Annotated in this window: 13 protein-coding genes; 6 read left to right on the forward strand and 7 right to left on the reverse strand. The window is 67.3% G+C overall.

Annotation, left to right across the window (positions count from 1 at the left end):
• Window positions 1–94: 94 nt before the first annotated feature.
• On the reverse strand, window positions 95–742 hold the full coding sequence (locus ON43_RS37000) for a TetR/AcrR family transcriptional regulator (protein ID WP_040815268.1): 648 nt from the start codon (window positions 740–742) through the stop codon (window positions 95–97).
• Between the two features lie 71 nt (window positions 743–813).
• Here ON43_RS37000 and ON43_RS37005 point away from each other — a divergent pair, with 71 nt between their 5' ends.
• A complete protein-coding gene (locus tag ON43_RS37005; protein ID WP_051179773.1) occupies window positions 814–2,232 on the forward strand; it encodes a cytochrome P450 in 1,419 nt (472 codons plus the stop codon).
• Here ON43_RS37005 and ON43_RS37010 read toward each other — a convergent pair whose 3' ends face one another.
• Complete coding sequence (locus ON43_RS37010) at window positions 2,233–3,234, reverse strand: TY-Chap domain-containing protein (protein WP_040815269.1); 1,002 nt, start codon at window positions 3,232–3,234, stop codon at window positions 2,233–2,235.
• A gap of 124 nt (window positions 3,235–3,358) precedes the next feature.
• Here ON43_RS37010 and ON43_RS37015 point away from each other — a divergent pair, with 124 nt between their 5' ends.
• Entirely contained in the window at window positions 3,359–4,150 is a 792-nt protein-coding gene (locus ON43_RS37015) for a phosphatidylethanolamine N-methyltransferase family domain-containing protein (RefSeq protein ID WP_040815270.1), read from the forward strand.
• On the opposite strand, the gene ON43_RS37020 is transcribed toward ON43_RS37015, so the two are convergent.
• From ON43_RS37020 to ON43_RS37030, 3 genes are all read right to left on the reverse strand, one after another.
• Window positions 4,147–5,433 (reverse strand): sensor domain-containing diguanylate cyclase, encoded by a 1,287-nt coding sequence (locus ON43_RS37020; RefSeq protein ID WP_040815271.1) that lies wholly within the window; start codon window positions 5,431–5,433, stop codon window positions 4,147–4,149. The two genes, ON43_RS37015 and ON43_RS37020, sit on opposite strands and share 4 nt — an antisense overlap.
• Before the next feature lie 29 nt (window positions 5,434–5,462).
• Window positions 5,463–6,272 (reverse strand): SAM-dependent methyltransferase, encoded by an 810-nt coding sequence (locus tag ON43_RS37025; protein ID WP_040815273.1) that lies wholly within the window; start codon window positions 6,270–6,272, stop codon window positions 5,463–5,465.
• A 190-nt stretch (window positions 6,273–6,462) separates the two neighbouring features.
• Window positions 6,463–7,242 carry a M50 family metallopeptidase gene (locus ON43_RS37030; protein WP_040815275.1) on the reverse strand — a complete coding sequence of 260 codons (780 nt, stop codon included), beginning with the start codon at window positions 7,240–7,242 and terminating at the stop codon, window positions 6,463–6,465.
• 212 nt (window positions 7,243–7,454) lie between these two features.
• On the opposite strand from ON43_RS37030, the gene ON43_RS37035 reads away from it, so the two are divergent.
• Entirely contained in the window at window positions 7,455–9,482 is a 2,028-nt protein-coding gene (locus tag ON43_RS37035) for a tetratricopeptide repeat protein (RefSeq protein WP_040815277.1), read from the forward strand.
• Here ON43_RS37035 and ON43_RS37040 read toward each other — a convergent pair.
• Window positions 9,445–11,130 (reverse strand): hypothetical protein, encoded by a 1,686-nt coding sequence (locus ON43_RS37040; protein WP_051179776.1) that lies wholly within the window; start codon window positions 11,128–11,130, stop codon window positions 9,445–9,447. The two genes, ON43_RS37035 and ON43_RS37040, sit on opposite strands and share 38 nt — an antisense overlap.
• Window positions 11,131–11,372: 242 nt before the next feature.
• On the reverse strand, window positions 11,373–12,275 hold the full coding sequence (locus ON43_RS44495; protein ID WP_051179777.1) for a pentapeptide repeat-containing protein: 903 nt from the start codon (window positions 12,273–12,275) through the stop codon (window positions 11,373–11,375).
• A gap of 195 nt (window positions 12,276–12,470) precedes the next feature.
• Between ON43_RS44495 and ON43_RS37050 the strand changes: the two genes are divergently transcribed.
• The 3 genes from ON43_RS37050 to ON43_RS37060 form a co-directional block, all read left to right on the forward strand.
• Window positions 12,471–13,904, forward strand: coding sequence for an HNH endonuclease signature motif containing protein (locus ON43_RS37050; protein ID WP_157514336.1), 1,434 nt, complete (start codon window positions 12,471–12,473; stop codon window positions 13,902–13,904).
• 546 nt (window positions 13,905–14,450) lie between these two features.
• Window positions 14,451–14,912, forward strand: coding sequence for an AMP-binding protein (locus ON43_RS37055; protein WP_157514337.1), 462 nt, complete (start codon window positions 14,451–14,453; stop codon window positions 14,910–14,912).
• 52 nt (window positions 14,913–14,964) lie between these two features.
• Window positions 14,965–20,436 (forward strand): non-ribosomal peptide synthetase (locus ON43_RS37060; RefSeq protein WP_040815279.1); only part of this gene is annotated, 5,472 nt, incomplete at its 3' end.

A 20,436-nucleotide genomic window follows, 5' to 3' on the forward strand; every position in this document is an offset into this window, starting at 1 on the left:
CAGCGGCCGGGGTGGATTCCGGCCAAAATCGCGCCGGAATGACGAGGGGTGAAGTCCGCGCGGAGAAGGCCAGGCGGAGTGCCGGGCGGGGTACTCAGTCCAGCTGGGCGGTCATGCCCGGGAGTCGGTCCACCATCGCCACCACGTAGTCCGCGACGATGTCGATCAGCACCGGGCGCTCGACCTTCAGGCCGCCGTCGAGCCACACCAGGATCAGCTCCGCCGCGCCGCCGGTGATCAACTGCGCCAACGCGGTCAGGGCCGTGTCATCGCCCTCGGGGATGTCGAGCAGCACCCGCGTCTGTTCGATGAGGAGTTGGGCCACTTGACGCATGCCCTCGAACCGGCGGCGCATGAGCATCTCGCTGCCGTACGCCTGGGCGAAGGCGATATTGGCGCGTCGGGGATCGTCGGTGACGCCGATGATGAGCGCGGCCACCCCGGCGCGAAGCTTCTCCTCGGGCCCGCCGGGGGTGTCGGTCATAGCCGTGCGCGCCTGCTCCAGCGCCTTGCCCTGCACCTCGTCCAACAGGGCCGCCGCCAAAGCATCGAGGTCCGTGAAGGATTCGTAGAAGAAGCGCGGCCCGACCTTCGCCTGTTCACACACCCCGCGCACCGTCAGCGCGGCCAGCCCCTGCGTCCCGACGATCTCCAGCGCGGCGTCGAGCAGTCGCCGCCTGCGCTGTTCCCTGCGCTCGTCGGTCGTGGTGCCGCGATAGGTCCCCGTGAATGCTCGCGTCACCCTGACAGCTTCGCACAGAAAGTCGGGAAACGACCGTTTACGGATATCACCGTTTCCGCTACCGTTGGTGGATGGCTGTACGAAAAGCCGTGGTGAATCACCGAATTCAGCGTCGCGCCGCCGGGATGCTGGAGCGTTATCCGTCCGTTCCGCGCGCGCTCGCGGCCGCGCCGCCGGGCAGTGGACTCAAACCCGTGATGGGCGATTACGGCCCGCCGGGCGTCGGCCACGTGGTGGCGACCCTCGCCGATCCGCTGAGCTTCAGCCGCGAGCGCATGAAGCTCTACGGCCCGGTGCAGTGGATGGGCGTGTTCGGCCGGCAGGTGGTCGGCGTGGGCAGTCCGGAGGCCATGGAGGAGTTCCTGCTCGACCGCAAACACGTGTTCTCCGCGCAGAAGGGCTGGGAATTCCTCATCGGCCCGTTCTTCCGCGGCGGAATCCTGTTGCGCGACTTCGACGATCACACCTACCACCGCCGCATCCTGCAGCAGGCCTTCACCCGCCCGCGCCTGATCGGCTACCTCAACCTCACCACCCCGCGCATCGTGCGCGGCGTCGATTCCTGGCGGCCCGCCCCGGACTTCCCGCTCTACGACCACGTCAAGCGGCTGCTGCTGGAACAGGCCACCGTGGTCTTCGCGGGTGCGGAACTCGGCCCCGAGGGCACGCGTCTGTCGCGCGCCTTCGAGGACGCCGTGCACGGTGGCAAGGCCATCATTCGCACGAACATGCCGGGGGGAGTGTGGAATCGGGGTCTACGCGGTCGCAAACTGCTCGAGGACTATTTCCGCCGCGAACTGCCCGCCAAGCGCGCCGGCGACGGTGAGGACCTGTTCAGCGTGCTCTGCCACGCCGAGACCGAGGACGGCGAATCCTTCACCGACGCCGACATCGTCGACCACATGATCTTCGTGATGATGGCCGCCCACGACACCAGCACCATCGCCATCTCCATGCTCGCCTATGAGCTGGCCAGACATCCCGAATGGCAGCAACGCCTGCGCGCGGAGTCCCAGGCACTGGGCAAACCGACCCTCGACTACGCCGACCTGGATACGTTGCCGAGCCTGGAAATGGCCTTCCGTGAAACCCTGCGCATGTACGCCCCGGTCGGGCAGATGGTGCGAGAGGCGCTGGAGGACACCGAGATCGCGGGCTATTTCATCCCCAAGGGCGCGCTCGTCATGGCCGGGCCGTACTCCATGATGCGCAATGCCGAGTACTGGCACGATCCGGACGTCTTCGATCCGGAACGCTTCGATCCCGCCCGCGCCGAGGACAAGTCGCACCGCTACGTCTGGCCGCCCTTCGGCGGTGGCGCGCACAAGTGCATCGGGCGGTACTTCGGCGGCATGACCGTCAAGGCCACCATGCACCGCATGCTGCTGAACTACAGCTGGAGCGTGCCGGACGACTACGAGGTCACCCTCGTCGCCGGCACCGGCCCGACTCCGGCCGACGGACTGCCGATCCACCTGCGGCGCTTGTAGTCACCGCACGTCGCGCGGAATCCCGAGTTCGATGTCCAGATAGCGTAATTCGGGATCCTTCCGCCGCCCGTTGCGGAAGGCGCGGAACACCAGATCCTGCGGATGCCCGACACAGAACACCTCGGTGAACGTCGCCACCGTCCGCCGCGGTGCGCCCCGCAGGCTGGGATTGAACCCGGCCTTGGCCAGCGGTCCCTCCCAGATGAGCGCCGCCCCGCCGGGCACGCTGTGCGGTGCGAAACTCCACCCCAGATCCCGCATGCGCCGGTCGAATTCGCCGCCCAGCCCGGCCACGTCCCAGCCGCTGGCCTCGTTGAAAAGCTGCCTGCCGTGCAGGAATTGGACGAAGCACGGATCCGGACCGGGATGCGGGGTGCTCAGATTGATGACCCCGTCCCACGGCAGCGTGGTCAGCGCCCAGCCCAGCCGCGCCTCGAAATCCTCCCAGTCCGAACACACCACGGGCGCCTCGCGCTCGCTGGGCCGGTCGGCGGGCAGGCCGTAGCTGCCGCTGCCGGGCGCGTCCATGCTCCAGGTCGCGAAGCGCAGCCGATCGCCGTCCATGTCGAGGCCGTCGCGCAGCACGCTCACCACCGACTCGGCGACGCCCCGGCGCAGATCGATCGACTCGCCGCGCTGCCATCCGGTGCTCCATTCACGCGCCAGCCGCGGCTGCTGGTGCACCCGCTGCATGGCCCGCCACTGCGGATCCGGTGCGGTGGCATCGGATTCGGAGGGCAGCGGTACCGGATCCCAGGTGCCGTCGGGCTGCTCGCGCAGCGTGCTCAGCAGTCGCTCGGCGTCGGCGGCGTCGTCGGGGACGGCCACGATCACCTCGATCTCGGTGCCCTGCTGCGCGAAATGCACTCGGCGGCCGGTGAGTTCGTCACGGACCTGGACGAAACGCGGGTTCCATCCGAGTCCGGATTCGTCGGCGTCCTCGTCCTCCTCGAGAAAAAACGGCATCCATTCGAGCAGCGCATCCCATCCCTGCGAACCCACCTTGCCTCCCTCCGGGTTCCCGCCAACCTACCCGCCGGTCCTCCACGATGCCCGACCGTGGGTACCGGTCGGCACGCGCACTGTGGTAGAACCTGTTCTAGTTTTAGACCCTGAAGGACCACGAATGAACTGGTATACCGGCAATACCGTCTACGACACCGTGCTCACGATCGCCTTCGCGTTCGCCGCGTTCGTTCTCATCGGCGGCCTCTTCGGGCAGAGCCCGTACGGTCGCTTCGCCACCACCAGGCTCGGGCTCAATCTCAATCCGAAGCTGGGCTGGTGGCTGATGGAGATCCCGGCCACCGTGGTCTTCGCGGTCGCGTACCTGACCGGTCCGAACCGCTTCGAGCCGACTTCCCTGGTGCTGGCGGCCATCTGGATTCTGCACTACGGCAATCGGGGGTGGTTCTTCCCCCTCAATATCCGCCAAGTGCCCGGTAAGACCAGCAGTTTCAACGTTTCGGTGCTCGGCATGGGCATGCTGGTCACCTCGCTGCACGGGTACCTCAACGGGGCGCTGTTCAGCCACGACTACCTCGGGCAGTACGGCACCGGCTGGCTGACCGATCCGCGCTTCATCATCGGATTGATCGTCTACCTCAGCGGTTTCGGGCTGCTGGTCAGCTCGGAGGCGATCGTGCGGAATCTGCGCGACAAGAACAATCCGGGCGCAACCGAATACAAGATTCCGTACGGTCTGGGATTCCGATTCGTCACCAGCCCCACGTATCTGGGCGAGTTGGTCGCTTGGGCCGGATTCGCGATCCTGACCTGGGCGCTGCCGGGCGTGGTCATCTTCCTGATCACCTTCGGGAATCTGGTGCCGCGAGCGTTCGCCACGCACGGCTGGTACCGGGAGAAGTTCACCGATTACCCGGCCGAGCGAAAGGCCCTGGTGCCGTTCGTGATCTAGCGCGGAATCGACCCGTCGGTGCGGTGGCGCAGCGCCTTGTCCCGGTACATGGCGGTGTCCACCGCGTGCATGAGCTCGTCGATGGCGGTGGCGTCGGTGTCCACCAGCGCGGTGCCGATGCTCGCGCCGACGCGCACCAGCAGCCCGGCGACATCGAACGGATCGTCCAGCGCGGCCAGCAGATTGTCCGCGACGGTATCCAATTCCTCCTGGCCCGAGCAGTTTTCGACCAGCACGATGAACTCGTCGCCGCCCAGGCGCGCGCAGACCCCGTTCGGCGGCAGGGCCATCCGCAGCCGCTGGGCCACATCGCAGAGCACCCGATCGCCGGCGGTGTGGCCGCGGCGGTCGTTGATCTCCTTGAACCCGTCCAGATCCAGATAGCAGACGCCGACCTGGCCGGTGGCCGCGGTGAGCCGGTCGAAGAACAGCAGCCGGTTGGGCAGTCCGGTCAGCGAATCGTGGTGCGCGTCGTACCAGAGCTGATCGGCCAGCTGCTTGCGGTCGGTGACATCGACGGTGACGCCGATCAGGAAGCGCGGCTTGCCGTCGCTGTCGCGCACGATCGTCATGGACAGGTCGATGATGGTGCGCGCGCCATCGGGTTTGGTGTGCTCGGTCTCGAAGCGGAAGCGATCGATCTCGCCGGAGAGCAGCCGCTGGAACAGTGCGAACGCCTCGCCGATATTGGCCGGGCCGAGAATGTCGGCGACCGAACGGCCGGGCATGGCCTCGGCGGGGACGCCCAGGGTTTCGGCCATGGCGTTATTGACATCGACCACCTGGCCGGTGGTGATGTCGACGGTGCCGATGCCCACCGACGCGCCCTCGAAGATGGCCTGGAATCTGGCCTCCGACAGGTGCCTGCGCGATTCGGCCTCGCGGGCGGCGGTGAGTGCGGCGCTGAGCGTCGTCTCCTGTTCGGCCAGAGCCGCATTGCGCAATCCGGCGGTGAACTCGGCCGCGAATTCGGCGGCCAGTTCGATGGCGCGTTCGCGGACCGGCCAGTAGTCGGGGCAGTCGGTATCAGGACACACGGCCGTGACCAGGTCCTTGCACAGCACCAGCACCGAGCGATGCACGGCCAGCGGATCGCGGTAGTTGGCGGCTACCAGGGCCGCGGCGGCGTCGCGGGCCACCGACATGTCCGCGGTGCCGCGCACCGCCGCGATCAGGCGCGCGCTGAAGGTGTCGAGCAGGTCCTCGACCTGGGCGCGGGTCAGGGTGGGCGCGACCGCGCCGTCCAGCATGCCGGCCCACCGGACCGCCAGCTCATTCGCCACCTCTGACCCCCTTCCCCTTTTCGTGCGATTCAGGCCTTGCGGCCCACACCCGCCAGACCGAGCGAACGGCCCGGCTCCTCGTGCTGGTCGCGGTCGGATTCCGGCCGCCACAACGGCAATTCCACCACACCGGGCTCGATCGGCTCCCACTTGCCGAACAGGGCGGTGATCTCTGCGCGGTCGCGGAAGTGCAGGCCGACCCGGCTGACATTGGTCGAATTGTTCTGCAGCTTGGCGGCGTCCTCGGGGCGGGTGGCCGAAGTCAGGTGGGAGATGGCCACATAGCTGCCGACGGGGACCGCGTCGTAGAGGGTGTTGACCTTTTCGACGGGGGCGTCGGCGTCGCTCGCCAGGTGCAGGACCGCGATGAGGAGGACACCGACCGGTTGGTCGAAATCAATGATGCCGGTGGCGCGGGCCTGCGCCAACAGCGCCTCGGGCTCGCGCAGATCGGCCTCGATGGCGGCGGCGCGGTCATTTCCGTGCAGGATCGCCCGGGCATGGGCGACCGCCACCGGATCGATATCGGCGTAGAGCACCCGGCACTCGGGATCGATGGCCTGGGCGACCTCGTGCACATTGCCCGCGGTCGGCACGCCCGAACCGATGTCGAGGAACTGCCGCACACCCGAATCCACCAGGAACCGGACCGCCCGGCGCAGGAAGGCGCGATTGCTGAGCGCCAGCCGCGGCAGGTCCGGGACCAGCTTCTTGGCCTGCTCGGCGGCCTGCCTGTCGATCTCGAAGTTGTGCGAACCACCCAGCAGCGCGTCGTACATCCGCGCCGGGCTGGCCCGGTTCATGTCCACGCCCTCCGGAGCCCACGCCGGTCTTTCCATCCCCGAATCCCTCCTTGCCGCAACGATCGAACGCCCGGCTCGGGATCGATCGAAACGATCGGTGCGAGGCGGGCCAAGATCCGGGCAAATCCGGTGTTCGTGATCACCCGGACGGTGCAAGAGGAATGTTAGTCGCCGTTCACCAGAATCCTTGCCACGGGACCACTCTCGCCCTGAGGTGGGACAATGCTCACCGATCGGTTGACGCGGCGCACGTACTGTGTGTGAGGGGCGGCACGCAGACGCCGGTCACATCGGCGAGCAGCAGGCGGGTACCGAAGGCCAGCGAGCAGAGGGCGATCGCGCCGAAGGCCAGCACCCAGAGCAGGCCCGGAATGCGGGTCAGGTGGGCCAGTTGGTCGGCGTCGGAATTGGGTTCGTGCCTGCGATTGCGCTGGAGTTCGATGACCGGGCGGACCGCCGCGAGCAGCAGGAACCAGGCGGCGGAGTACGCCAGGGCGGCCTGGAGGGTGTCGGTGCCGAACCAGGACACCGCGAAGATGATGCCTCCGGTCACCAGCAGGGAGAGCAGGCCGTAGAAGTTGCGGACCTTGAGCAGCAGGACCAGCAGCAGGGCAATGGTCAGCCAGAGCATGAGGGTAATGCGATGTGCGCCCAGCAATGCCGCGTAGCCCAGGCCCAGCAGGGCGGGGGCGGGATAACCCGCGGCCATGGTCAGGATCATTCCGAGGCCGTAGGGCTTACCGCTCGACACGGTGAGACCCGAAGTGTCCGAATGCAATCGGATGCTGTTGAGGCGGCGGCCGGTCAGCAGCGCGGTGAACGCGTGGCCGCCCTCGTGGGCGATGGTCACCACATTGCGCAGCACTCGCCAGGTCGGGTGGAACACCACCAGCACCAGCGCCACCACACCGGTTCCCACCACCAACTGCCACGGCGGGGCGGCCTGCGTGGTCGACAGCCGATCCACGATCGTGCTGCCCCGCTGTACGAACTCCGCTGTATCCACGGGCGGCACCCTACCTAGTCCGGCTGAGAGCGACCAGGCAGGAAGCGGGCGTCGCGGGCCCGGCCCGAGCGTGTCTCGGCGGAGGGAAACGGATCGAAGGTGAAAACGGGTTTGCGAGAATGGTTTTCGACCCTGTCGATGGTGTGAGTGGGTCGCGCTGTCGCGATAGTGTTTGTTCGGACCGATGTAGCGAGTGGCCGGGAGGTTCTTGCATGGTGGTGCCGCACGAGGTTCCGCTGGGGCCTCGGGTCTTCGTCAATCGGCGGGCGGACTTCGAGTGGGTCGACAATCTGTGGGCCGCTGAACGGGCGGCGGGGACACGGGTCGGAGTATGCGCGGGGCTGCCGGGGATCGGGAAGACGGCGTTCGTGCGGCGATGTGTCGAACGGGCCAGGGCGGCACGGACATTCGCGGACGGGGACCTGTGCGTCGACTTCGGTCGGGTGGACGGGGTGCGGCCCTCGGTGGCGGACGCGCTGGCCACCTGTCTGATGGCGGTGGGGGTGAGCGAGGACGCGGTTCCGGCGAGTCTGGCGGCGCGGACCAATCTGCTGCGCAGTCTGACGGCTGAGAAATCGGTGCTGATCGTGCTGGAGGACGTCACCGATGCGGCTCAGGTGGTGCCGTTTCTGCCGATCAGCGCGTCGAGTTCGGTGCTGGTGACCAGTAATGCGCGGTTGAGTGAGCTGGTGCTCGACGGTGCGGAGGCGCGGTATTTCGAGCCGTTGGACGGTGCGGCGGGGGCCGAGCTGATCGGTGAACTCGTCGGGGAGCGGGCGCGACGGGAGCCGGGCGCGGTTGTCCGGTTGGTGCGCTTGTGCGCGGGACTGCCCGTGGCGTTGAAGGTCGCGGCGGCCAAGTTGGTGGCGCGGCCGATGTTGCGGATCGAGTCGCTGGTTGCCTCGATCGAAACCGATGACAGTGGTCTCGTGGCCTATGGCCGGGCGGGGTGGGAGGCGGTGGCCGCGGTGTTCTCGGACGCGTACGAGGGGCTGGATGATGAGGCGGCGCGGTTGTATCGGCTGCTGGGGGTGTTTCCGGGGCGCGATTTGAGTGCCGAGACGGCCTCGGCGCTGATCGGTCGGGATGCCGTGACGACCGAGATGGCTGTCTCCGAGCTGATCGAAGCCGGTCTGCTCAGCGAGGATTCGAACCAGCGGTTGTCGCTGCACTCGCTGTTGCGGCGGCATGCGGGGGAGCTGTCGGAGCGCCTCGACGCGGAGAAGGTGCGGGACGACGCGTTGCGGGCGGTGGCGCGTCACTTGCTGTTGCGGGCGGCTCAGGCTGATATTGCGGCGTTGGGTACCAAGCGATTCCGGTGTACACCCGACGACGTGGTGGCGGGCTACCGATCGCCGTTCACCGGGGCGGAGGCACGGCGTTCGGGGCTGGACTGGCTGGATGCCGAGCGGCCGAATCTGCTTGCGGTGCAGCGTGTTGCGGCTGAGCGCGGCTGGCATGAGCTGGCGTGGCAGCTCGGGGAGGCGATGACGGCCGTGTTCGTCACGCGGCGGTATTACGTCGACTGGACTGTGTCGAGTGAGATCGCGGTGGCCTCGGCGCGGCTGGCGGGGAATCGGCGGGCGGAGGCGCGGCTGCGCAGTTTTGTGTCGCGTGCGTGGCTGGAGCTGGAGCGGCCGGAGCGGGCTCGTGAGGAATTGCTGGTCGAGGCGCTGCCGTTGGCCGAATCCGCCGGTGATGGGCGGTTATTGGCGTCGGTGTGGGAATTCGTCGGGCGCTATCGGGAGGCGACGGGGGATATCGACGGGGCGATCGCGGCCTACGCGCGGTCGATCGAGTTGTTCAACGGCGAGAATGATGCTCGGGGAACGGCGTTCGTCACGTTCTTTCTTGCGCGGGCGTATCGGAGTCGGGGTGACCTCGAACAAGCCGAACAGACCATGCGCACGGCTCGGTCGCTGATCGAGGCATTGGTCGAGCCGGACCCCAGGATGGTGGGACGGTCGATCACCGAGCTGGGGCGCATCCTCGACGAGCGGGGTGAAAGTCAGGAAGCGCGAACGCTTTTCACTGAAGCGGCAAGGATGCTGGCGGGCAGTGGGGACGCGTTCTATGAGGCGGCGGCGCACGAGCGGTTGTGGCAGCTCGGTCAGCGGCTCGGGGATCGTGCGGTGATGCGAGAGGCGCTGGAGCGGATGGTATCGATCCACCGCATCCTGGGCACCGGGCGGGCGGACTCGCTCAGCGAGGAGCTGCGTCGGGTGACGGGTCCAGAATGAGTTCTGCGGTGAGCGTGGTGGTTCCAGCCTGGATGGTGACGAGCCGATCGGTGAGGGATCGGTCGATCAGGCAGCAGTAGATGGCCGATGCGAGCAACTGAACGTTCGCGCTCGGATCGGATTCGGTGATGACTCGGACGGTTCCGCCACCGCGGAGGACGGCCAGCGCGCCGTCGGGGGTGGCTGTGATCGCGAGGCGCGCGCCCGGATAAGCGGACAGCGCTGACTGCGCCCATCGGTGTGCTTGGCTGGGGTTCAGCGGCAGGTCACGGGTTACCGCGGCAGCGCGCTCGAGAATCGTCGGGTCTGCCTCGGATTCATCTGCCACCACATGGGTTTCGATCTCGCCGTCCTCCGGGTCCCGCCATACCGACGCCGGGAAGCGAACGAGGGTGAGGGTGGGGCCGGTGGCCGCCGCGTTCTGGACCACATAGGACGTCACAGTCCGTGCGCGAGCCTGGGGAATCGGAATGCGGGCCAGAGGGTTCGGGTGGCTGGGAGGCGTCGCTCCGAGCTCTCGGTAGAGGAGGTTGCGCATGTTCCGGGTCGCATCGCCGACGTGCGAGAAGACGCGATCGGTGATGTGCGCATAGCTGCCTGGCCGGTGGCTCTGTCGTGCGGATTCGAGCTGCGGTCGTAAGTCCGTGCCGGACAGCAGAGTCGGGACTGCCTTCGCCAGGTCATCGGTCGGTGTGCCCGGGACGGTTTCAGGGGCGCGGCCCGCGAGTAGTAGCGGGCGGTCGAGGGCCGCGGCGAACAAGGCCAGCGAACCATGGTCGGAGATGACCTGGTCGGAGGCGATCAGCGCGGCCTGCCAACCCGATTCGGGCGGCATCAGGATCAGACCGGCGGCCAGGGCGGAGGAGAGCCAGAGTTCGATCTGGAGCTTTCCGTAGCGGGCCCAGACATTCGGGTGCAGTACCAGGACGACCTGATAGGAGTCGGCGTCGATCGCGGCGAGTAGTTCGGCGGGCAGGCTGGGTCTTCGACCGATCAGCGACTGTTTTCCCCAGGTGGAGGCGACGGCCACCAGAGTACGGTCGCCGGTGCCGAGCGACTCTCGGTATCGGTGGCGTAGAGCGCGGCTCGCGTGCAGGCGGTCGAAGGTGGGGTCGCCGACTATCGCGGTGTGGCCGGCGGTCTCGGGATTGGCGGTGAGCAGCTGATCGCGTTGTTCGGGATGGGAAAGGGCGACGGTCACTTTGCCTGCTCGCAGGGCGCGGGTCGGGGGTAGACCGGCCAGGCGGTCCGCGCCCTCGCCGCTGGGAACCAGTTTGTTGAATCCCAGGCCGTGGGGGAGAAGAACCGCGTGGGCGTCGAGGGCGTCGAAATCGATATTCTCGCTGGCGGTCAGGACCAGGTGGTAACGGAAGGTGCGGGCCCGGACCTGTTCCCAGTCGACCAGGCGGACGCCGGAGGAGCCTAAGAGGTCCAGGACGCCGGAGCTGAAGGCGGAGGTGGCGTCGGCGGTGAAGACGAGGCGGATGCGGAAGTCGTCACGGAACCATTCGACGGCCTCCAGGAGGCGGTATGCCGAGGTCAGGGTGCGGGCCACCACGAGTACGACGAATTCGTTCGCGGAGAAGGTCTCCCAGGCGGGGTCGTCCAGGGTGCGGGGGGCGTCGTGGCGCCAGTCGAACGTGACCACTAGCGGGGGAGAGCCTGTTCGGCATGGCGGCTCTCGGCTCTCGGCTCTCGGCTCTCGGCTCTCGGCTCTCGGCTCTCGGCTCTCGGCTCTCGGCTCTCGGCCCCAGTGTTCATTCTACCGAGTTGCGCGTGGCCAAATGGCGAGTGCTGCAAAGAATCCCACTGTGACGCCACGTGCTGCCCGTTCCTCCCTGGATCACCGAACCGGATTTACGGTAACCGATCGGCGGCTCGGGGCGGTGGCTAGCTCAGGCCGGGAGGCAGCGCGGTGTCGTTGCCGACCGTCGCCGAGCGCAGCATCGACGCGGTGAGGCCGCGTGCCTGGCGCAGATCGGTGCCGGTGAGATCCGCGCCGGTCAGATCGGCGTCGCTCAGGTCTGCCGAAGTAAGGATGGCACCGCGAAATCGTGCGCGCCGCAAGTCCGCTCCGCGCAGGTCGGCGGCGGTGAGGTCGGCTTGGGTCAATGTCGCGTCGGCGAGATGGATGTGACTGGCTTTCGCATTGGTGAGGATCGCGCCCGACAGGTCTGCGCCGCCGAGCAGTGTGCGTTCAAGGACGGTGTCGCGCAGGGTCGCGCCGGACAGCCGGGCGCGCGGCCAGATCGCGCCGGAAAGATCCGCGCCGGTGAGATCCGCGTTGGGGAGCTGGACGCCGGTCAGGTCGAGCGGGTGAGGTTCAGTGCGGCGCGGCCGGTCTCGCAGTGCCGCGGCTGCGGCGGCGACATCGGAGGGCAGCGTTCCGGGCGTCGCATCGGGGTTTGGCGTCACCGTGTACTGCCGCAGCGCATCGCACAGGGTGGCGACCACGAGTTGATGGTCTCTCGGTGAATCCACCATCAGCCGGTACAGGGTGCGCACCGCGACCGCTCGCACGGCGGGGCTGTCCGCGGCGAGGCGTCCGGCGGCGCTGTCGAAGAGGCCGGTCAGGTGCTTGTCCTCGTCGAGGCGTTGCTTATCCTTTTCGAGGTAGAAGCGGTACACGCCGTAGGCTGCGACGACGATGCCGCTGAGTGCGGTGACGATCGTGATGCATTGGGCGCGAACGGTATTGAGTGCGGCGATGTGATCGGCGGGGGTCAGCTGGCGGCCTTCCGCGCCGAGGATCCACTTGGGGGCGAGTAAGACCAGGCAGCTTACGATTGCCATTCCGGCGATCGCTGAGATCGTCACGAGTACCGGCCGCACCCACCGTCTTTCCACACACATTCCCTACAGGTGGTCGGGGATCCTGTCGACCGGTTCGGTGGGTGGCTTGCGAATCTTATTGGTAGCTAGAAGATTACAGGCGCGTCGCTTCGATCATGGTGTCGTGTCGCGGGATTCGAAACTATGATCGATGGTATGGGTGAATTCGCTGATGACTGGGCCAACACCTTCGAGGTGGTGGAACAGCTTCGCGTCGTGCACTCACGGATAGCTGCGTTGCAGGCGGAAGAGACCGCGCTCATGACACAGCTGTACGAGGCCCGCCGCGCCCAGCAACTCGAGGTGGGGGTCGGGCAGCTGTACGCGGGTGAGAGCGCGGCCACTGAGATCGGTGTGGCGCTGAAGATGTCGCAGCGTTCCGCGGACAATCTGATCAATATCGGGCTCGACCTCGAGCACCGCTACCCGAGCACGGCGCGAGCCTTCGCTGCCGGGCGTATCGATCTGGCGCAGGTGCGTGCGATCCGCGAGACCCTGACCAATGTGCCCGAGGATCTGTTGGCCGAGTTGGAGCCGAAGATCGCGGCGTATGCGGAAAATGCTGACCCGCAGCGGGTTCGGCGTACCGCGCGGCGTTGGCTCACCGAGGCCGACCCCGAGGGGCAGGCCGTTCGGCGTAAGGAAGCCGAGGCCGAGCGTTACGTCAGTGTCAATGCGGCCGACAACGGAACCGCTGTCGTTGACGCGGTCCTGCCTGCTGTCGGTGGGCGCACCTTGTACGAGAAGCTGCGCGAGATGGCGTGCACGCAGGTGTGCAGCGAGGACCCGCGTACCCAGAACCAGCGCCGCGCAGATGCATTGGTCGCCCTCGCGGACGGCACCGGTCGCCTGACCTGTCAGTGTGGTCGCGAGGACTGCCCGCGCGCCGCGTTCGACGCGGTGGCTCCGGTGGCTCGGAAGGCGCTCGTGCAGGTGGGTGTGTCGGCGGAAACGCTTGCGGGACTGCAGGACAACCCGGCGCTGCTGGCCGGATTCGGCGCGATCGACGCCGACCTCGCCCGGCAGCTGGCGCGTCACGCCCGCTTCGAAATCATCACCGACACCACCGCGCCCGCGACGACCGCGACCCGCGAACTGGTGTACCAGCCGACCGCGCGTGTTGCCTCGCGGGTGCGTGCCCTCGATGGCATCTGCCGCGCCCCCGGCTGCCAGGTGCCCGCCGCCGATACCGACCTCGACCACCAAGACCGCTTCGACCACGACAATCCCGACAACGGTGGCCGCACTACCGAACATAATCTGGGTGCGCGGTGTCGACGCCATCACCGGCTCAAGACTCTCGCCGATAATCACCGCAACGGTTGGAAGGTCGATCATCTCCCGGATCGGGAGGTGCAATGGACCACGCCCACCGGCGATTCGATCACCACCACCCCCGAAGGCACACCATTCCTGTTCCCGACGGAGCCGGTGCCTCCGGTCACCGCGGGCGGTGTCCCCGATGCGGAAACCATTTCCCCGTTCATTGATGCGGGGCCGGTAATCGATGGACTCATGGAGATGATGCACGTGTATTGCACGCCTTCTCAGCGCAAGGCGTACTGGCGGACTCGTCACGCCAACATGTGATTCAGAGTGCGTGAGGTCAGGTAACCCGGGGAAAGATAAACGAAAAGTGTGGTGGCGTCGCCTGCCCTACCGGACTTGGGCTGACGCCAAGTTGGGAGCCGTGACTCACCTACCGGCCCACGGACTGCACGGATCACCTTTAGAGACAAAACCCGAAAAGACAAAACCCAAAGACGCAAAATCTGCGGGTTGTCGGGTCTGGTGGTGGATCTGTCATGTGGTTGGTGGTGGGCCTTGTCGAGTGTTTGCACTGGCTGGTGTGCCCACGGAACGGGATTGGATCGGGGGGTTTGAGCGCGGTTACGGTGGGGTGGGTAAGCCCTTCGAATTGAATTCAGCGGCATTACATTTCGCGGCGATGGTCCCACCCTCAGACCTGGTTCCGCCGCAAATCCCAGGTTGGACCCTGACGCTGGGGTGTCTGTGCTCTTTCACGATTGTCGCCCGATGGCGTGCGTAATCGTGTGCCGGATCTGCTAATTGCACGGGGGTGATTTTCACGCCCGTGTGAGGAATGCGTTCAATGACTCGGGAGGATTGATCGGGATGTCTTCGACTGCGATGTTGTCCGGGCGGATGGGCACGGGCGTGCTGACCGATGGAGTGGTGGCGGTGCCGTCGTATCCGGATGGGATTGTCGCCTCCGATGGGCGGTTCGAGTTGAGTTATGTCGAGCTGGATCGCTGGTCGAATCGGCTGGCGCGCATGCTGCTGCGGCGGGGTGCGGGGCAGGGATGCCTGGTGGGGCTGGCGGCGGTGCCAGAATTCGAGACTGTCGCGGTGCGGCACGCGCTGGCGAAGATCGGTAGCGCGTCGGTGCGGGTCGAGGCGGGAGTGTTTCTGCCCGCGACCACCGTGGGGGTGACGGTGCATGCGCGGCGGGAGGAGCTGAGCGACTCGGTCCGCTGGTTGGTGCTCGATGACGGGGCAACCTTGCGGGAGTACTTGAGCACGTCGGGGGCGGCGCTGACGACGGTCGAGATAGGTGGTGGGCGGCGCGCGAGCTGACCAGGCCCGCACCGAAACCCGACCGCTTCGTACTTTCGCAGACAGGACAACCATGCTCCAAGCCGCCGTGGGGGATACCGGCCCGGCCTCCGAAGTATTCGAATTGTCCGCCGCACAGCGCGGTATCTGGTTCGCCCAGCAGGTTGCGGGCACCATTCCGATTTCCATTGCGCAGTATGTCGAATTCAGCGGGGAAGTTGATATCGACATATTGGCTCGGGCCGTGCGCCGGGCCGGGCGGGAATTCGGGACCGGTGGGCTGCGGCTGATCGAAACCGGGAGTGTTCCGGGCCAGGTGGTTGATCCGGATCTCGAAATCGATGTCGAGGTCGTGGATCTGCGTGGGGAAGCTGATCCACCGGGCGCGGCACTGGCCTGGATGCGGGCCGAGTACGCCACACCGGTGGATCTGTATGCGGATCGGCTTGTCCGGGTGGCACTGCTGCGGTTGGGCGCAGAATCCTGGTTCCTGTACTCCCGGATGCACCACATCGTCATCGACGGTGCGGGCGCGATGACCATGATGCAGCGGACCAGTGAGATCTATGACGCGCTGCTCGCCGGCCGGGAGGTGCCGCCCGCTCGGGCTGCCGCATTGCGGGAGGTTGTGGACGATGACCTCGCCTATCGGGATTCGAGCCGGATGCAGGCGGATCGGGAGTATTGGCACGACCATCTCGCGGGGCTGGCCGAGCCGGTGACCCTGGCTGGGCGCAGTGGTGGGGTGGCGGCGCAACCTACGCTCGTATCGGATGAATTGCCCGCCGCGACGGCGGAATTGCTGGAGCGGATGGCGGCGGCCGAGTCGGGGAGTATCGCGCCGATTGTGGTTGCCGCCTTTGCCGCGTATCTGGGTGCGATGACCGATGGGCCGGAAGTGACGCTGGGGCTGCCCGTTTCGGGGCGGACCACGGCGGCACTGCGGCGGTCGGGCGGGATGGTCGCGAATGTGGTGCCGCTGCGACTGGTTCGGGATCCTCGGATGACCGTCGGTGAACTGCTCGCGGCCACTCAGCGCGAATTGACGGGGGCGTTGCGGCGGCAGCGGTATCGGCAGGAGGATATTTTCCGGGATCTGGGCCACACCATGGATATCGCGACCTCGTTCGGGCCGACGGTGAATCTCATGATGTTCGACAACCGGATTCATCTCGGCCCGGTGGTCGGGCGGCTGCACGTGCTGATTTCGGGGCTGATCGACGATCTGTTCGTCAATGTGTATCCGGGTGTGGGCGGGGAGAGTACGCATCTGGATCTGCAGGGGAATCCGACGCTCTACGGGGCGGAGGAGTTGGCCGAGCACCATCGGCGGTTCATTGCTTACCTGCATCGATTTCTGGAAGCGGGGATCGGGGCGGCGCTGTCGCGGATACCGGTTATTTCGGCGGCCGAGCGCAAGGCACTGGTGCCGGTGCAGGGCAAGGAATCCGTGGTGACGCGCACCCTGCCCGAAATCCTCGCGGCGGGCGCGGCTTTGGATCCGGAGGGGATCGCGCTGATCGAGGGTGATCAGACGCTGACCTATGCCGAGCTGGATGCCTGGTCGAATCGGCTGGCGCGGGTGCTGTTGCACCGGGGGATCGGGCGGGAGCGGGTCGTGGTGCTGGCGTTGCCGCGGTCCATCGAGTCGGTGGTGTCGCTGTGGGCGGTCGCCAAGACGGGGGCGGCGTTCCTGCCGGTGGATCCGGGGCATCCCATCGATCGCATCGAGCATGTGCTGTCGGACTCGCGTGCTGCGCTGGGGATTACCCTGCGTGATGTCGGGGCGCGGCTGCCCGGACTGGTCGACTGGCTGATGCTCGATGATCCGGACACCATTCAGCGGGCGGTGTCCGAGCCGGCTTCGGCGGTGACCGATGACGAGCGCGGCGGGCCGATCCGGGCGGAGCAGCTCGCATATCTGATCTATACGTCCGGGTCGACCGGGAAACCCAAGGCCGCGATGCTGGATCACCGCGGGCTGGCGAATTTCGTTGCCGAGCATCGGAAGACCATGCGGCTGGACCGGCATGCGCGGGTTTTGCATGTGGCCTCGCCGAGCTTCGACGCATCGATTCTGGAGGCGCTGTTCGCGTTCGGGTGCGGTGGCAGCCTGGTGATCGCGCCGCCGGACGGGTACAGCGGTGCGGCGCTGGAGGAGTTGCTGCGGGAGCAGCGGGTGACGCATGCGTTGATCACGCCGTCGGTGCTGGCCACGCTGCGGCCGGATGATCTGCGGGAGTTGCGGACGCTGGCGGTGGGCGGTGAGGCGGTGGGGGCGGAGCTGGTGGCGCAGTGGGCGCCGGGGCGGCGGCTGGTGAATCTGTACGGGCCGACCGAAACCACCATTGTGGCAACGCGATCCGTGGAGTTGCTGCCGGACCGGCCGATCACATTGGGCGGGCCGGTGCGGGGGTTCTCGGTGCTGGTGCTCGACAGTTGGCTGCAGCCGGTGCCGCCGGGGGTCACCGGTGAGCTGTACCTCGCGGGGCCGGGGTTGGCTCGCGGGTATCTGCGGAGGTTCGGGCTCAGTGCCTCCCGGTTCGTCGCGAATCCCTTCGGGGCACCGGGAGAGCGGATGTATCGCACGGGTGATCTGGTGCGGTGGACCGCGGAGGCCGAGCCGCGGCTGGTGTATCAGGGGCGGTCGGACTTCCAGGTGAAGATTCGCGGGCAGCGGATCGAGCTGGGGGAGATCGATGCCGCGCTGGCGGCGGCTCCGGGCGTGGAATTCGCTGTGACGCTGGGTGTGAACGGTCCGGCCGGGACGTCCGCGCTCGCGGCGTACGTGGTGCCCGAGGCGGGGGCGGGGCTGGATGTCGGGGAGTTGCGGGCCTATCTCGCTCAGCGGCTGCCCGCGTTCATGGTGCCGTCTGCGCTGGTGTTGATGGATGCTATTCCGTTGACACCGGTAGGCAAGTTGGATCGGAAAGCCCTGCCTGCACCGGTATTCGCCGATGACACCACCGAGTACCGGGCACCGGCGACTCCCGCGCAGGCGACGCTGGCTTCGCTGTTCGCCGATCTGCTGGGGCGTGATCGGGTCGGGATCGACGACTCGTTCTTCGCGTTGGGTGGGGACAGCATTATTGCCCTGCAACTGGTTTCGCGGGCACGGGCGGCCGGGCTCGTGTTCAGTGCGCGGGATGTGTTCGACCACAAGAGCGTTGCGGGGCTGGCGGCCGTCGCAACCACCGCTGAACCGCTGTCACCTGTCGAACCTGTCGAACCCTTCAGTCTTGTCGCCATATCGGACGCCGATCTGCGGCGCTGGCGCGACGAGGAACCGGGACTGGTCGACGTGTGGCCGCTTTCGCCGCTGCAGCAGGGCATGTACTTCCACACCCAGTACGACCCCGCCGACATCGACCGCTATCTGATTCAAACCCGGGCCGCGCTGGGCGGGGCGATCGATGCCGGTCGACTACGGGCCGCCGCGCAGGCGGTGCTGGATCGACACGACAGTCTGCGGGTCGCGTTCCGGGATACGCCGGACGGGCCGCGGCAGCTGGTGCTCGGGCACGCGGAGGTGGCGTGGCGGGAGGTGGATCTCATTGGGATCCACGATGATCGAGCCCGGGACGAGGAGGCGCGGCGGGTCGCCGAGGCGGATGCGGGGACGCGGTTCGATCTGGCGCGGCCGCCGTTGCTGCGGTTGACGCTGATTCGCACGACGGCCGACACCTCGACGCTGCTCATCACCAGCCACCACCTCATCCTCGACGGGTGGTCCATGCCGCTGCTGATCAAGGAGCTGCTGGCCGGATATATCAGTGGTGCAACGGATCTCGAAGCAGCCCGGCCACCCGCGCACTCCTACTCGGGATTCTTGTCCTGGCTGGCAAGCGACGACGGGGTCGGAATCGAGGCCTGGACCGAGCTTTTGCGGGGTCTGGACGCGGCAACCGTGGCACTGCCCGCACCGGCCGATCCGGGGCCGATCGGGGCGGGGACCGTGTCGGTCGGGCTGCCCGACGAGATCGCTGCGCGGTTGGAGACGGTGACGCGTGCGGCGGGGGCGACGGTGAATACCGCCCTGCAATTGGCCTGGTCTCTGCTGTTGGCCACGGTGACGGGTCGGACCGATGTGGTGTTCGGCGCGACCGTGTCCGGGCGGCCTCCGCAGTTGGCGGGGGTCGAGGAGATGATCGGGCTGTTCATCAATACGCTGCCGGTGCGCGTGACCCTCGATCCGCGTGACCGGGTGACCGATGTGCTTCAGCGGATGAGCGCGGAGCAGGTGCGCATGCTCGACCATCAGCACATCGGGTTGGCCGAGATCCATCGGGCCGCGGGGCTGCCCGAGCTGTTCGACACCATCACCGTCTACGAATCGGTGCCGATCGATCGGGGCGGGCTGAATACCGCCCTGGAGCGGGCGGGGATGCGGGTGCTGGAGGTCTCCGATCTGGAGACCGCGCCGTATCCGTTGAGCCTGAAGGTCGTTCCAGAGCCCGGTGAGGGTCGTGATCGGATGCGGATCGCGATCAACTACTGGACCTCGCGACTGGATGCCGAGCGGGCCGGGGTGCTGCTGGACCGGTTCGTGCGGGCGCTCACCGATATCGCGACGTCTCCGGAGCGCCGGATCGCGCAGCTGGCGGCGGTCACCGAAGCGGAGCGGGTGATGCTGGCACCACTGCGCGGGGCGGACTCGGCGTCGCCGCGCACGTTGCACGAGATATTCACGGCGGGTGCGGCTTTGGATCCCGATGCCACGGCGATCGTGGCCGGGACGCGGACGATGTCCTATCGCGAATTGCTCGCGGAGTCCGAGCGGATCGCACGTCGGCTGGCGGCCGCCGGGGCCGGGCCGGAAACCATTGTGGCGCTGGCCGTGCCGCGCTCGGCGGAACTGATCATCGGTGTCTGGGCGGTGGCGGCGGCCGGGGCCGCGTTCCTGCCGATCGATCCGGACCAGCCCGCCGAGCGGATCGAACTGATGCTGGGCGATTCCGGTGCGACGGTGGGGCTGACCGATATCGGCCACCGGTCCGCATTGCCGGGGCAGGTCGAGTGGATGGCGCTCGACGATCCCGAGGCGGCGGTTCCGGAAAAGGTCGAGCTGCGGCGGCCGCGGTTGGAGAACGCCGCCTGGATGATCTACACCTCCGGCTCGACGGGGATGCCGAAGGGGGTGCTCATCACCCATCGCGGGGTCGCGGATCTGGTTGCCTCGCAGCAGGATTCCTTCGACATGGACAAGTCGGCCCGGGTATTGCAGGTCGCCTCGCCCAGCTTCGACTCGTTCGTCTCCGAGCAGACGCTGGCCTTCGCGCGCGGGGCGACGGCCGTGGTCGCACCGTCGGATGTGTACAGCGGTGACCAGCTGGCGGAACTACTACGCACGCAACGGGTTACGCACGCGATCATCACGCCGTCGGTGGTAGCCACGATGACGCCGAAAGACCTGCCCGAGTTGCGGTTCCTGGCGGTGGCGGGCGAGGCGGTGAGCGCGGATCTGGTGGCACAGTGGTCTGCCGGTCGGCGCATGGTCAATCTCTACGGTCCCACCGAGACGACCATCTGGGCGACCGGGCCCGCC

Origin of the sequence: Nocardia concava NBRC 100430, from assembly GCF_000308815.1 — a bacterium.
Taxonomy (GTDB): Bacteria; Actinomycetota; Actinomycetes; order Mycobacteriales; family Mycobacteriaceae; genus Nocardia; species Nocardia concava.

Bases quoted from the DNA above. Each gene is read 5' to 3' on its own strand.
- ON43_RS37015 (WP_040815270.1), top strand. From the start codon at position 3,359: ATGAACTGGTATACCGGCAATACCGTCTACGACACCGTGCTCACGATC.
- ON43_RS37035 (WP_040815277.1), top strand. From the start codon at position 7,455: ATGGTGGTGCCGCACGAGGTTCCGCTGGGGCCTCGGGTCTTCGTCAAT.
- ON43_RS44495 (WP_051179777.1), bottom strand. From the start codon at position 12,275: ATGGCAATCGTAAGCTGCCTGGTCTTACTCGCCCCCAAGTGGATCCTC.
- ON43_RS37005 (WP_051179773.1), top strand. From the start codon at position 814: ATGGCTGTACGAAAAGCCGTGGTGAATCACCGAATTCAGCGTCGCGCC.
- ON43_RS37025 (WP_040815273.1), bottom strand. From the start codon at position 6,272: ATGGAAAGACCGGCGTGGGCTCCGGAGGGCGTGGACATGAACCGGGCC.
- ON43_RS37050 (WP_157514336.1), top strand. From the start codon at position 12,471: ATGGGTGAATTCGCTGATGACTGGGCCAACACCTTCGAGGTGGTGGAA.
- ON43_RS37055 (WP_157514337.1), top strand. From the start codon at position 14,451: ATGTCTTCGACTGCGATGTTGTCCGGGCGGATGGGCACGGGCGTGCTG.